This window comes from Enterococcus aquimarinus, assembly GCF_001885765.1.
Classification (GTDB): Bacteria; Bacillota; Bacilli; order Lactobacillales; family Enterococcaceae; genus Enterococcus_I; species Enterococcus_I aquimarinus.
Genome location: NZ_JXKD01000014.1, coordinates 1 through 12,998, shown reverse-complemented (window position 1 = coordinate 12,998; position 12,998 = coordinate 1). Strand labels below are relative to the sequence as shown.

Below are 12,998 nucleotides of genomic sequence, written 5' to 3'. Positions count from 1 at the left end.
CAAGAAGCAAATGAATTATTATTCTGCGCCTAATCGTTCACGGATTTCTTTATCGTTTTCTACACGTCTTTTGACTTCGGTTGTTAACGCTTCTTCATAAGCCTTATAGTTGATACGTTTTTCATAATCACTTGTATACGCTTTCCAATTTTCTGCGAAGTTCTCTGCACCACCACTAATAACTTTTGGTAACCATTGCATCTTAACTTCTTGCATATTTTGGCTAGCAATTCCAGCTTCATCCTTAGCTGTCCAATTGGAGCGTTCTGTATAAATTGGGAACCATGGTGTTAATGGATCTTGTGCGGCAACAAAGTCTGTCCACTTTTCGTGTCCGTAAGCTGCTAACACTTCTTTATCATAGTCCTCTAAAGTAGCAAGATATTCTTCCGGTTGCTGACTTGGATTTACAGCGTTAATGCCGTCTGGTAACATTCCTTTGAAGTTTGGTAAATAACTATACGGTGTTCTATTCGCTTTATAATAATCTTGGTCTTTCCAAGTTGCACGTTGTTCTTCTGTTCGATAGAATTTTCCTGAGTCATCAATTTCGTAGTCGACTCCTAGTTCACCCCAGTTATGAAGAATTGTTCCTTCTTCACTCACTAAATAGTCAAGGAAAGATAAAATACCTTCAACGTCTTTCGCACTTGTTGTAATCCCAACACCACCATTGGTATTTAATGTATTAACCTCACGATATTGCGGTGTCACTCCACTATCTAATACAAGGCCCCATGGAACATATGTCAAATCATATTTCTCTTGTGCAATTAATGAATCTCTTGCAGTGTTGAAATTCCATCCTTGATCGATCATTCCTAATACACGACCAGATGATAATTTAGCGATATATTGATCATATTTTAATGTAAATGTTTCAGGATCAATCACGCCTTTGTCATATTGCTCACTTAGGATTTGGAAATATTCTTCAGCTTCTGGAATTAAATCGTATACTTTTGCCTCCAACGTATCTGGATCGACAATCGCTGCACCATCATTCGGATAGCCTGCTAAGAATTGCGGTGGATTTTCTAAAGCAAAATACCGCCAGTCATCCGACAATGTTTCAAACCCAATATTCTTTTGTCCATCCGTTTCTGGATTTGCTTCTAAGTATGCGCCAATCAAATCAAAATACTCTTCAACTGTCGTTAGAACTGGCCAATCAGCCCACTCTAACACGCGTTTTTGAATCCAAAAAGCTTCTCCGCCGTAATTTGGATCCATATCCTCTCCTTTAGTTGAACTAAATTGTGGAATGGTATAAACGTGGCCATCATTAGCCGATTTAATTTTTTCCCAATCAACATCTGAATAAAGCGCTCTCAAATTCGGATAGTCATCGGTTTCTAAAATATAATCCTCTAAAGGAATATACGCACCTGCATCAATCATTGCGGAGCGACCATCGGAAGCATCCACTAAATCAGGATAATCTCCTCCTGAAATCATTACGCCAATCCGTTCTTTTGCTGTTTGCCCTGTTAGCCATGTAACTTTAACTTTTGCACCTGATTCTTTTGCTAACGCTTGATATAATCTGGATGAATCGGGGACTTCTTCACCTGGTACAGCAAAAAATCCCGAATAAACTTTAATACCATCTTCTTCTTTCTGTTGCCCGCCATTTTCACTAGAGGCACTCCCTCCTCCAGAAGAACATCCGGCAAAGACAGTTAACATAGCAGCAGAAACGAGTACAGATTTTAAAAGTTTTTTCATTTTTTTCTCTCCATTTCTAAAATAGTTTTTACCAATTCTTAGAACGTTTTCCTAGCGTGTTCCAGCTAATAATATGACTATAGCAATATTTCCATCCCCTTTGACTCCTAATTTTAATGCAACATACCCGTAACAATACTCTTTGTTGCGTATAGCTGTATTCGATTTGTGATTACATTTTATAACTAAAGCGCTTGCAAAAACAAGACACTAACTATATAGTTGTAGACAATAATATATTTCAGAGGTGAAAAAATGATTAAATTAGAAGATTATCATTTCGGAGAACGACTCTCTTTTGAACAATATCATCCAGAGTCACTAACATATGATGAGCATTTACATCGCAGTTTCGAACTATTGATTTGTCGAGCAGGAGAGGTCCAGATTACTGTAAATGATACGATGTATACACTCAAAAAAAATGATCTTTTATTAGTTCTGCCATACCAATTACACTGGATTCAAACGCCTGACTATTCAGAACTAGATATTTTAATTTTCTCACCGGAGTATGTGAGTGACTTCTATTCGAAAACAGAAAAATGCTCATTTGATTTTCCCGTCATCACGTTAGATGCAGCCTTAATCGAACAATTATATTTTCCTCTATTTGATACGGATTCCTTATTTTTTAGAAAAGCAGCTCTATACTTGATTATCCATCACTTTGACCAAGAGACTCGTTTAGTTCCAGATAAAGGAACTGAAGGATTACTTGCCCAACTTCTAATTTATATCGAAATGAACTTCAAAGAAAATATTACGTTGGATAATCTTAGTCAATCATTAGGATATAGTAATATTTATATTTCTAAGTTTATTGCAAAATATTTAGGAACGACTTTTCCAAAATTACTTAATCATCATCGCGTGAATCATGCTTGTTATTTATTATTAAATTCTTCTTTATCGATTACGAGTATTGCTACAGAGGTTGGTTTTCAAAACGTCCGAACATTTAATCGAAACTTCCAAGCATTTATTAAAATGACTCCCAAAGAATATCGTATTACACGAGACATTTCGTTTGTGCCATCGAAAATCATCTGGTACGGAAATTAATAGATACGATAAATAAGAAATAGTATGACTTTAATAGGACGAGAATATAATTATTTTTTGGCATCACAAAATAGGCTGCATTTATTTCCAACGCAACCTATAGTAATAATCTGTTATTTTAAGTGATTTTTATTATTCTATTATATGACACTTTAAAAAGTCGATAATTGTATCAATTACCGCTTCACTATAAAAAAGTGGTCCTCCATGATCTGCCTCATCCACACAATAAAATTGAGCTTCTAAATCATGTTTTTTGCACGCTTCAAACAATTGAATACTCTGTTCAAAAGGGACGACACGATCTTTATTCCCATGAAGAATTAATAAAGGGGCATATTCCCATTCTTGATTGATATAAGAGACGACCGCTGATTGTTCGGCCAACTCGGGGAAATCAAGGGGACGCTTACCGCCAAGAAATTGCGCCTCGACACTGTTAATGGACGCATGATCAAAAGCCGAGGCACCGTTAGGCGTGGTTCTTAAATCGACTACACCGTAATGATTAATGCATCCACGAATCGGAGGCAATTTTTCTGAAGACTGCTCAAAAAAAGGCTGGTTCCAAGTGGCCCAACTCATCAATGCTGTATGGCCACCACTCGAATCTCCTGAAAGAAAAATGTTATTTAAATCAATGTGATACTTTTGACTATTTTTTGAAAGAAAGTGCACGGCAGTTTTTAAATCTTCAATTTGACTCGGAAAAATAGCTTCAGGTAATGGCAAATATTCAACAACTGCCAAAATAAATCCTGAGGTCACAATTTTTTTGAAATCCAATAGGTGTTCACTTAAATTTTGTTGAAACCACGCGGATCCTTGTACATGAACGACCATTGGCCATTTGGTAACAGCTTGATTTGACTGTGGATAGACCATTCGAATTCTTAAATCTTTATTGTTTTTCTTTGTATAAATGATATCTTCTATTTCTTGTCTTGCAAGAATATTCGAGTAATCACCTTTAATGATTTTCATACCCGTAGTTGTTGCCTGTGATTTAGGCATACTCTCATCATCGTAAATTTGTTGCGCACACATGGTAATCCTCCTAGCTTCGATAGCGTTTTCAAATTATCATAGCGGAATCATGCTCTACTGTCAATCCTACTGGTTTTCCTATCAACGCTTTACCTACTAAAAGTGAGCTTTCCTAGCTGTCTTGATTTTGATGTTATCATGACTTCACACAGAATCAATCTTCTTTTGGCGCTTTTAAAATAAATAGCTTAGCAATTAATAACGTTTATTTTTCTATTTTTCCTACTAGAAAAACCAAACAGCCAACAAAAACATCAAGTGTTTTCGCTGACTATTTGATTTATATAAAGCAATATTTTATTCTTCCTACTGACGGTACATTTTCAACTCAAGGAATAAATCATTGTAGATACTAATGTATTCAGGTCCTAAGTTTTCATAGACTTCCAAGCGGGCGATGAGTTCGTCGTTTGGATAAAATTGTTCGTCTTCAGTAATTTCGGGTGGTAAAAGAGCCATCGCTGCTTGATTAGGTGTTGAGTAGCCGATGTATTCGGCATTTTGCGCAGCGACTTCAGGACGTAACATGAAGTTGATAAAATCATAGGCACCTTGCACGTTTTTCGCGTTATGAGGAATCACGATGTTATCAAACCACAAGTTCGATCCTTCTTCTGGAATGACGTAATGAATGTGTTCATTTTCATACATCATATCCGCCGCTTCTCCAGAAAACGTGATCGCAACAGGGGTTTCTTCGTTGATCATGTACATTTTGATTTCATCAGCGACAAGCGCTTTGACGTTTGGCATTAAATCGCGCAAAAGTGTCACGGCTTCATTGAGCTCTGCGTCATCGGTACTATTTAAGGAGTATCCGAGTGTGTTTAATCCAATTCCAATGACTTCTCGCGCACCGTCAATCATCATGACGCTATTTTCAAGCGATGGATCCCAAAGGTCCGACCATTTACGCATCGCGTCTTCTTCGATGAACTTGTCGTTATAAACAATCCCGAGCGTTCCCCAGAAATAAGGGACGGAATAGTGATTTCCTGGATCAAAACTCATATCTAAAAAGCGCGGGTCAATATTTTCCATGCCTTCTAAACGGCTATAATCAAGCGGTTGAACGAGTTTTTCTTCAATCATCTTTTCAATCATGTACTCACTTGGAATCGTAATATCATACGACGTGCCACCTTGCGACAATTTTGTGAACATGCCTTCGTTGGAGTCAAAGGTCTCGTAATTCACTTTATAGCCAAATTCTTTTTCGAAATCTTTCAGTAATTCTGGATCGATATAATCGCCCCAGTTATAAATATTCACAACTTGTGCGCCAGCCATGCCAGTGCTTCTTTCGAGTTGTTTTACACCTAAGAACGCCACCAAAATAATTAAGAGAATGCCTATAATGAGTGATTGTAATTTTTTCATTATATGGAAGACACTCCTCTCGTTGCTTGTCGACCACGTTTTAATTTTTTCGGTACATTTTCTTTACTAATTAAATAATAACCGACAACTAAAATCATGGAGAATAAGAACACTAGTGTACTTAAGGCGTTAATTTCTAAACTAATTCCTTGTCTCGCACGTGAGTAAATCTCAACGGATAAGGTACTAAAACCGTTTCCTGTCACAAAAAACGTCACGGCAAAATCATCAAGAGAGTACGTAAAGGCCATGAAATAACCGGCAATAATCCCTGGTGATAAAAACGGTAAAATAATGCGTTGGATGACTTGGAGATAATTCGCGCCAAGGTCTAACGCAGCATCGACCATCGAATCGTTCATCTCTTTTAACTTTGGTAAGACCATTAAGACGACGATCGGAATACTAAACGCAACGTGAGAAAAGAGCACGGTATAAAAACCGAGGCTAAAGTTTCTTAACAAGCCGCCGATAGTTGTAAAGAAAATCAAGAAACTTGCCCCAATAATCACATCGGGAGAAACCAGTAAAATGTTATTTAAACTCATTAACGTATTGCGTAAGCGTCGTTTTCGCGTATAGTAAATTCCCATCGCACCAAACGTTCCAATAATGGTCGCGATTAAAGCGGAGAGAAACGCGAGCATAAAGGTTTCTAACACAATAATCAGTAAACGGGTATCCTCAAACACCGCCGTATAATGTTCCCATGTAAAGCCCGTGAATTCATTCATTGTTCCACCGGCATTGAACGAATAGAAAATCAAATAAAAAATCGGTGTATACAGTAAAATAAATACGAGGGTTAAATAAAAGCGAGGCCAAATTTTCTTACTCATTTGTTTTGTCCTCCTTTCGCTCTTTCACCGGTTAATGACATCACGACAAACATCGCGATAATCAAAATCACACCGATGGTTGACCCCATTCCCCAGTTTTGGGTCACGAGGAAATGTTGCTCAATAGCGGTTCCTAACGTAATAACCCGATTTCCACCAATTAAACGCGTTAACATAAAGAGTGAAAGCGATGGAATAAAGACCGCTTGCACGCCACTTTTCACCCCATTTAACGAAAGCGGGAAAATGACACGACGGAAGGTCTCAAATTGATTGGCCCCTAAGTCTTTACTCGCGCTAATTAAGGAAGGATTGAGTTCTTCTAACGCATTATAAATGGGAATAATCATAAACGGTAACTCGATGTACGTCGCAACCGTTAGGAAACTCACATCGGTAAATAAGATTTGTTTGGCACCAATACCAAAGAAAGATAAGAAACCATTCATGCTGCCGTTAATCCCAAAAATCCCAATAAAGGCATAGGCTTTCAGTAGTAAGTTAATCCAAGTTGGTAAAATAATCAGGAGTAACCACAAATCTTTGTGTTTTAATTTTGTTAAATAATAAGCCGTTGGATAGCTAATGATAAACGTGATAAAGGTAATCAAAAAGGCGTACCAAATTGAATTTAACGTCATCGTTAAGTATTTTCCTGAACTAAAATAATCTTGGTAATTCGCAAGAGTAAACGTGCCACTCATATCAAAAAACGATTGATACACAATCAATAGAACGGGTGCTAATACAAACAATAGAAGCCACAACACATAAGGCACGGCGTAAATACGTCTAACTTTTGTCATGTTCGTCCCCCCTACTCTTCGTAACTTTCAAGACGTGCATCAAAGTCTTCTTCAGATTCGTTAAAACGCATCACGTGGATATCTTCTGGTTCAAAGAAGAGACCGACTTCGCTACCTTCTTGTGCTTTACGGGTCGAGTGAACCATCCATTCATTACCTTCTGCATCGTAACAAATAATCTCATAATGCACCCCACGGAATAACTGCGTATCGACTCGTGCGACCAACTTGCCTTTTTCAACCGTCGTCAACGATAAATCTTCCGGACGAATGACAATTTCAACGGGTTCATTCTTACGCATCCCACCATCGACACACTCAAATTGCTTGCCGACAATTTCAATTAAATAATCATCAATCATGGTCGCTTTAATAATATTACTTTCGCCAATAAAATCAGCAACGAAGTTATTGATTGGTTCATCATAAATATCAACTGGCGTTCCACTTTGAACGATTTCACCTTGATTTAAAACGAAAATTTCATCACTCATCGCCAGTGCCTCTTCTTGATCGTGTGTCACGAAAATAAAGGTAATACCGAGTCGTTGTTGCAATTCACGTAATTCATATTGCATATCTGTGCGCAATTTTAAATCGAGCGCCGAAAGTGGCTCATCGAGTAACAAGACTTTTGGTTCATTGACAATTGCCCGCGCAATCGCCACACGTTGGCGTTGACCACCGGACATTTCACTAATTTCACGGTTTTCATACCCCGCTAAACGAACGAGGCGTAACGCTTCTTCGACTTTTTCTTTGATTTGATTTTTCGGTAACTTCTTGATTTTCAAACCAAAAGCCACATTTTCAAAGACATTCATATGAGGAAAGAGTGCATAATCTTGGAAGACTGTATTTACTTGGCGTTGATTCGCAGGCACATCATTGATGCGTTTGCCTTCAAAATAAACATCGCCCTCACTTGCCTCGGAAAACCCCGCAATTATCCGTAATATGGTTGTCTTGCCACAGCCCGAAGGCCCGAGCAACGTATAAAACTTTCCTTCTTCTATCTCAAAACTAACACCTTTAAGTATCGTTTCGTCATCGTATCGTTTCACCACATCTGTGAATGAAATGATTGGTTTTCCCATTTTTCTTCCTCCCCAATTGGTTGATTATATGCTCTTTTATATCCGTTTTTTCCTATATCACTGTTAGTCTTTCGAACTGCTCGTTTATTTGATTTCAGACCAGAACATACTTGTTAAGAATAGTGTTTTTCATATCAAATTACAAGTTTATTTGCTTTTTTTGTCTAATTTTCGCAAAAGCCTAATTATATGGTATGATATCTCTAATTTCTAATCAAATTTATTCTAAAGGAGTGGGATTCATGTCCGGTTTTATCGCTTTTGAAGTCAACCAAGAGGCACACGTTTTTTCACGTGGATTAATCAAAAAAGAAAGACAACCTTTACAAGACGGGTTTGTTGAAATTCGAGTAGCGTATTCAGATATTAATTACAAAGATGCGCTTGCTGCATCTAAAAACGGTGGGGTCATTCGCCAATACCCGATGGTACCCGGAATTGATTTAGCAGGAGAAATCGTACAATCAGCAGACGAAGCCTTCCCAGTCGGCGAGCATGTCTTAGTGACCGGTTATGGTCTAGGCGTCAGCGCACCTGGTGGCTACAGCCAATACCAACAAGTTCCTACCAAATGGCTCATTAAAATTCCTGAAGCCTTAGATGCCAAACGCGCTATGATGTTTGGGACGGCTGGTTTTACCGCTGCATTGGCCGTTTTAGCCTTAGAAGAAAAAAAATATCCTAAAGAAGCGGCGATTTATGTGACTGGCGCATCGGGTGGTGTAGGTAGTCTCTCGATTCACTTATTACACAAACTAGGGTATCAAAATATTGTGGCTGTGACGCGTAAAAAAGCCGAATGGTTAACCGCTTTAGGTGCCACTGAAATCGTCGCACCGTCTGAAATCATTCAGTCTACGATTAAACCACTGGCTCGTCAAACAATTACCGCGATTATTGATACGGTCGGCGGAGAGCTTTTATCAGCATTATTACCGCAACTCGTTTATAATGGCAGTGCCTACCTTTGTGGCAATGCTGGTGGAATCACGTTTGAAACAACGGTCTTACCGTTTATCTTACGCGGTATCCAAGTCATTGGAATTGACTCCGTAGCGGTTGATCAAGCGGTGCGTCAGACCGTTTGGGATTTTTTAGCCGCCCACCACGAGCTGCTTAACCAAATGAAAATCAGAGAAGTTTTATTAAGCGATTTAGATGAAACAATTGAGGCGCTCCTTGCAGGAGAACATGAAGGTCGGACAATTGTAAAATTGGATGTGTAAAGATGAAGCAAATATTAATTACAGCGGGCGGAACTGCTGAAAAAATTGATCAAGTCCGTTCGATTACCAATCATTCTACCGGGAAATTAGGTTCTCTAATAGCCGAAGCCTTTTTAGCTCACGGTTATCAAGTGGATTATCTCACAACATCCACCGCACTACGACCAGTCAATCAAGACGGATTAGCACTCCACTTTATTCAAGATACAAAAGAACTTGACGAAACATTAACTTGGTTATTGCAACAAAAACCATACGATGCCGTCATTCACAGTATGGCTGTCAGTGATTTTACACCGGCCAACAGTTTTTCCCTTGAAGCATTTACGGAAAAGATCAATCAGGAATTAACGAAACACTCAGCGCCTTTCACCAAAGAAGACGTTGCTAGCTTAATTGAACAGACGACAGCACAAGAAACGGCGACAAAAATTTCCTCAGATACCGATTATTTATTTTTAGTACTCAAAAAAACGCCGAAAGTCATTAAAAAGATCAAAGAAATTCAGCCAAATACGATTCTCGTAAGTTTTAAGTTACTCGTCAATGTAACCCAAGAAACGCTTTTTGAAGTCGCACAAGAAAGCATGGCAAAAAATCATGGGGATTACGTGTTAGCAAACGATCTAACTTCGATCCATGTCGGCTCCCATACAGGCTATTTAATTGATAAAGAAGGGACTCTTATCGGAGGCGCCCAAACAAAAGCCGATATTGCAAAACTGATTACCGATACCTTACTAGATAGGAGAGCTGATTAACGTGACGCAAAAAACAATCTTACTCGGGATTTCCGGTAGTATTTCTGCCTACAAAGCAGCCGATTTGACCAATGAGCTCACAAAACTTGGTTATGCCGTCGATGTCATCATGACCCAAAGCAGCCAAGCGTTCATCACGCCGCTCACGTTACAATCACTCTCAAAACGTCTGGTTCATACCGATGTAATGGCTGAACCACAAGCCGATAAAATCAATCATATTGAACTAGCCAAACAAGCAGATCTCTTTGTCGTAGCACCCGCCAGTGCGAATATCATTGGGAAGTTAGCCAATGGTCTGGCCGATGATTTACTGACCACGGTGGCGCTCGCCTTAGAAAGTCAGGTACCTAAACTCATTGCACCCGCGATGAATACGCAAATGTATCTGAATCCTGCTGTTCAAAAAAATCTTGCCACCCTAAAAGAGTATGGTTATGCAGAAATTCAGCCTCGTGAAGCTTTGTTAGCTTGTGGCGATTATGGCCCAGGAGCATTGGCCACGGTCGAAACCATCATTCAATCCATCACAAAAATTTTTAATATATAAGGAGTAGCCATGAAAAATAAAGAAAAAACCTTTCAACTTGTCTTAACCGCCCTCTTTTTGAGTGTGATGATTTTACTTGCCAGTGTCCCTTTCCTCGGATTCATTCCGATTGGACCCATTAACGCGACAACACTTCATATTCCTGTCATCATCGCGTCTATTGTCTTAGGACCAAAAATTGGCGGTTTCTTAGGCGGCTGTTTTGGACTTATTAGTATGATTCGTTCAACCATGATTATTACGCCAATGTCTTTTGTCTTCTCACCCTTTATTGCGCCCCTTGGAACCGATGGCGCAGGAAGTTGGAAAGCCTTGTTAGTGGCTTTTATTCCTCGTATCTTAATCGGTGTCGTTCCTTACTTTGTCTATCGTTGGAGCCAAAACTATTTCAAAGGCCGTGGCCAATACTTCGCCTTGTTCTTAGCAGGCATGGCGGGTGGCTTAACGAATACGATTCTTGTCATGAACATGATTTATTTCTTATTCAAACCAGAATATGCCCAAGTTCTCGGACAAGCTGGTGATGCAGTATACGCGGCGATTATCTCCATCGTATTTGCCCAAGGAATCCCGGAAGCAATCGTTGCCGGACTCGCAACGGCTGCGGTTTCGATTGTGTTACTGAAATTTATGGAACAACGAAAACAACATCTTTAAAAAGAAATGATGAACCCCCTCAGAGAAAAAAATTCTGAGGGGGATTAATGCTGTTGCGGGCTCTTTTCAACTAATTTAAAAGCCATACATATTATTTGATATTGATCATTTTTCATGAATATAAACTAATGATATTAATTAGTGTTATCTGTTGGTTCCTCCAATTCTTGATAATTAAAATAATCAAACTCTGCGAATGTATCATATCCTGCGTAATCAACTGCCGCCAAACCAACAAATGCACCTGTGAAAAAAACACCATGAGTTTCTGCTACATAATCATCGGAAAGAATTGCTGCATCAAACTCAACAGGTATCTCAAACCAATGTTCTCCATCAAAAGAATAGTGATAAGTATACGTTTCCTTACAAACCTCTGTACGAAACCAAACATATTCTATGTTATCAGGAATTTTAACAGCATCTTCTTTCAAAATAGAACGGTAAATGCCTCTATTATTCTCTGCTACTTCAATTACCTGCCCATTCAACTCATTCCAAGTTACAAAAATAAATGACCAGTGTTTATCATTATAAAAGTTCGTTAAGCCTGCCATTTGTTGATAAGAAAATAGAAGCCATCTAAGACGAGTTGCATTTGAACAATCATATGAATTTACTTAGTTCAATAGTAGGTCAAATAATCTTTTTGTAATATAAAGTGGGACGTTGACGCTTTTCCCAATATTCCACGTCCATCTCTTTGAACATGTAAACTTTTGGGAAGCGTAAGATCTGCCAAGGATAATTTTTTAGTAATACTCATTAATTCCTCGCTCATTTTATCTACAATTTCATATTACTGTTTCATTATCCACATCTCTTTCCAAAAAAATAGTATTACGTAAAACTGAATCATTTTCATATAGTAAGATTAAAATATGTGTCTAATCAGAAAAACTGATATACTCTAATTCGTTTTGAATATCCTGTATTTCTTAAATTAAATTTCTGTATGATATAATTTATTACTTCAAACCACAGCTTAGGAGGATTTAGTCAAGTCCATAATCTTGTGTAAAATACTATACAATGTTTCCATAGTTTCTTACTTGCCAAACTTAATATACTTTCTTGTAGAACTAAGCCATTCGTCTTGTAGGTCCATAAGGACTGCTCCAATTAAACGATTAGCTGAAGTGTGATTGGGAAAGATTCGAATGATCTTTTCTCTTCTACGTACTTCTTGGTTCAGTCGCTCAAGAAGGTTGGTGCTTTTCAATCGATTGTGGGAGTTACCCAAGACAGTGTATTGAAAGGCATCTTCAAAGCCATTATCCAAGGTCTCGCAAGCTTTTGTGTATTTCGGCTGGTCGATATAATCTCCAACTAGGCGATTTTTAGCCTCTCGTGCTAAGTTGATATCCGTAAACTTAAAGATTCCTTTTACAGCTTCTCTAAAAGGTTTAGAGTTTTTCTTAGGAATCGTTGTAAAGATATTTCTTAAGAAGTGAACTTGACATCTCTGCCAACTTGCGTTGGTAAAGGATTTACGAATTGCAGAAACTAAGCCTTTATGAGCATCAGAAATAACGAGTTCAGTTCCTTGTAAACCTCGTTCTTTTAAGTAATTAAAGAAGTTGGACCATTTATCATCACTCTCTTCATTTTGAATCATAAAGCCGATGATTTCACGGTCACCCTCTTTAGTTATACCAATGGCGATATGACAGCTTTTAGAAAGAACACGGTTATCTTCTCGTACTTTTATAAAGAACATCTGTCATTAAGTAAGGATAGTTTGTTTCTGATAGTGAGCGGTTTTGCCACTCATTGACCATTGGGTCTAACTGTTCAGTCAGACTAGAAACAAAGGACTTAGAAACTGATTTACCACACAAT

General features: G+C 38.4%; 11 protein-coding genes and 2 pseudogenes. 5 read left to right on the top strand and 8 right to left on the bottom strand.

Annotated features, from left to right (window positions below; translation table 11 throughout):
* Positions 1-18 precede the first annotated feature (18 nt).
* Positions 19-1,728, bottom strand: a complete 1,710-nt coding sequence (locus RU93_RS09135) for a type 2 periplasmic-binding domain-containing protein (protein WP_071875319.1) — start codon at positions 1,726-1,728, stop codon at positions 19-21.
* Between the two features lie 255 nt (positions 1,729-1,983).
* Here RU93_RS09135 and RU93_RS09130 point away from each other — a divergent pair, with 255 nt between their 5' ends.
* The gene (locus RU93_RS09130) at positions 1,984-2,793 is read left to right on the top strand and encodes a helix-turn-helix transcriptional regulator (RefSeq protein WP_071875318.1); all 810 of its coding nucleotides are present in this window, start codon (positions 1,984-1,986) and stop codon (positions 2,791-2,793) included.
* A gap of 132 nt (positions 2,794-2,925) precedes the next feature.
* Here the strand turns inward: RU93_RS09130 and RU93_RS09125 are convergent, their stop codons facing one another.
* The 5 genes from RU93_RS09125 to RU93_RS09105 form a co-directional block, all read right to left on the bottom strand.
* Positions 2,926-3,840, bottom strand: coding sequence for an alpha/beta hydrolase (locus tag RU93_RS09125; RefSeq protein WP_071875317.1), 915 nt, complete (start codon positions 3,838-3,840; stop codon positions 2,926-2,928).
* A gap of 306 nt (positions 3,841-4,146) precedes the next feature.
* On the bottom strand, positions 4,147-5,220 hold the full coding sequence (locus RU93_RS09120; RefSeq protein WP_071875316.1) for an ABC transporter substrate-binding protein: 1,074 nt from the start codon (positions 5,218-5,220) through the stop codon (positions 4,147-4,149).
* Positions 5,220-6,059 (bottom strand): ABC transporter permease, encoded by an 840-nt coding sequence (locus RU93_RS09115; RefSeq protein WP_071875315.1) that lies wholly within the window; start codon positions 6,057-6,059, stop codon positions 5,220-5,222. The genes RU93_RS09120 and RU93_RS09115 overlap by 1 nt, the downstream gene beginning before the upstream one ends.
* The gene (locus RU93_RS09110; RefSeq protein ID WP_071875314.1) at positions 6,056-6,865 is read right to left on the bottom strand and encodes an ABC transporter permease; all 810 of its coding nucleotides are present in this window, start codon (positions 6,863-6,865) and stop codon (positions 6,056-6,058) included. The genes RU93_RS09115 and RU93_RS09110 overlap by 4 nt, the downstream gene beginning before the upstream one ends.
* Before the next feature lie 11 nt (positions 6,866-6,876).
* The gene (locus tag RU93_RS09105; RefSeq protein WP_071875313.1) at positions 6,877-7,962 is read right to left on the bottom strand and encodes an ABC transporter ATP-binding protein; all 1,086 of its coding nucleotides are present in this window, start codon (positions 7,960-7,962) and stop codon (positions 6,877-6,879) included.
* Positions 7,963-8,204: 242 nt separating this feature from the next.
* On the opposite strand from RU93_RS09105, the gene RU93_RS09100 reads away from it, so the two are divergent.
* The 4 genes from RU93_RS09100 to RU93_RS09085 are packed head-to-tail and all read left to right on the top strand — an operon-like array spanning position 8,205 to position 11,156.
* Positions 8,205-9,188: an acrylyl-CoA reductase family protein gene (locus RU93_RS09100; RefSeq protein WP_071875312.1), complete on the top strand. Its 984-nt coding sequence runs from the start codon at positions 8,205-8,207 to the stop codon at positions 9,186-9,188.
* A gap of 2 nt (positions 9,189-9,190) precedes the next feature.
* Positions 9,191-9,949: a phosphopantothenate--cysteine ligase gene (locus RU93_RS09095; RefSeq protein ID WP_071875311.1), complete on the top strand. Its 759-nt coding sequence runs from the start codon at positions 9,191-9,193 to the stop codon at positions 9,947-9,949.
* Position 9,950: 1 nt separating this feature from the next.
* Positions 9,951-10,499 (top strand): phosphopantothenoylcysteine decarboxylase, encoded by a 549-nt coding sequence (gene coaC, locus RU93_RS09090; RefSeq protein WP_071875310.1) that lies wholly within the window; start codon positions 9,951-9,953, stop codon positions 10,497-10,499.
* A 9-nt stretch (positions 10,500-10,508) separates the two neighbouring features.
* Entirely contained in the window at positions 10,509-11,156 is a 648-nt protein-coding gene (locus RU93_RS09085) for an ECF transporter S component (RefSeq protein ID WP_071875309.1), read from the top strand.
* A gap of 134 nt (positions 11,157-11,290) precedes the next feature.
* Here the strand turns inward: RU93_RS09085 and RU93_RS09080 are convergent.
* Both RU93_RS09080 and RU93_RS09075 read right to left on the bottom strand, forming a co-directional pair.
* A pseudogene (locus RU93_RS09080) lies at positions 11,291-11,770 on the bottom strand (beta-xylosidase family glycoside hydrolase); the annotation flags it as partial.
* Positions 11,771-12,204: 434 nt separating this feature from the next.
* Positions 12,205-12,998: pseudogene (locus RU93_RS09075) on the bottom strand (IS256 family transposase); the annotation flags it as partial.

What these genes read in the sequence shown, in the direction of transcription:
- RU93_RS09120 (WP_071875316.1), bottom strand. Translation starts at nt 5,220, where the DNA reads ATGAAAAAATTACAATCACTCATTATAGGCATTCTCTTAATTATTTTG.
- RU93_RS09115 (WP_071875315.1), bottom strand. Translation starts at nt 6,059, where the DNA reads ATGAGTAAGAAAATTTGGCCTCGCTTTTATTTAACCCTCGTATTTATT.
- RU93_RS09130 (WP_071875318.1), top strand. Translation starts at nt 1,984, where the DNA reads ATGATTAAATTAGAAGATTATCATTTCGGAGAACGACTCTCTTTTGAA.
- RU93_RS09095 (WP_071875311.1), top strand. Translation starts at nt 9,191, where the DNA reads ATGAAGCAAATATTAATTACAGCGGGCGGAACTGCTGAAAAAATTGAT.
- RU93_RS09110 (WP_071875314.1), bottom strand. Translation starts at nt 6,865, where the DNA reads ATGACAAAAGTTAGACGTATTTACGCCGTGCCTTATGTGTTGTGGCTT.
- RU93_RS09100 (WP_071875312.1), top strand. Translation starts at nt 8,205, where the DNA reads ATGTCCGGTTTTATCGCTTTTGAAGTCAACCAAGAGGCACACGTTTTT.
- RU93_RS09105 (WP_071875313.1), bottom strand. Translation starts at nt 7,962, where the DNA reads ATGGGAAAACCAATCATTTCATTCACAGATGTGGTGAAACGATACGAT.
- RU93_RS09125 (WP_071875317.1), bottom strand. Translation starts at nt 3,840, where the DNA reads ATGTGTGCGCAACAAATTTACGATGATGAGAGTATGCCTAAATCACAG.
- RU93_RS09085 (WP_071875309.1), top strand. Translation starts at nt 10,509, where the DNA reads ATGAAAAATAAAGAAAAAACCTTTCAACTTGTCTTAACCGCCCTCTTT.
- RU93_RS09135 (WP_071875319.1), bottom strand. Translation starts at nt 1,728, where the DNA reads ATGAAAAAACTTTTAAAATCTGTACTCGTTTCTGCTGCTATGTTAACT.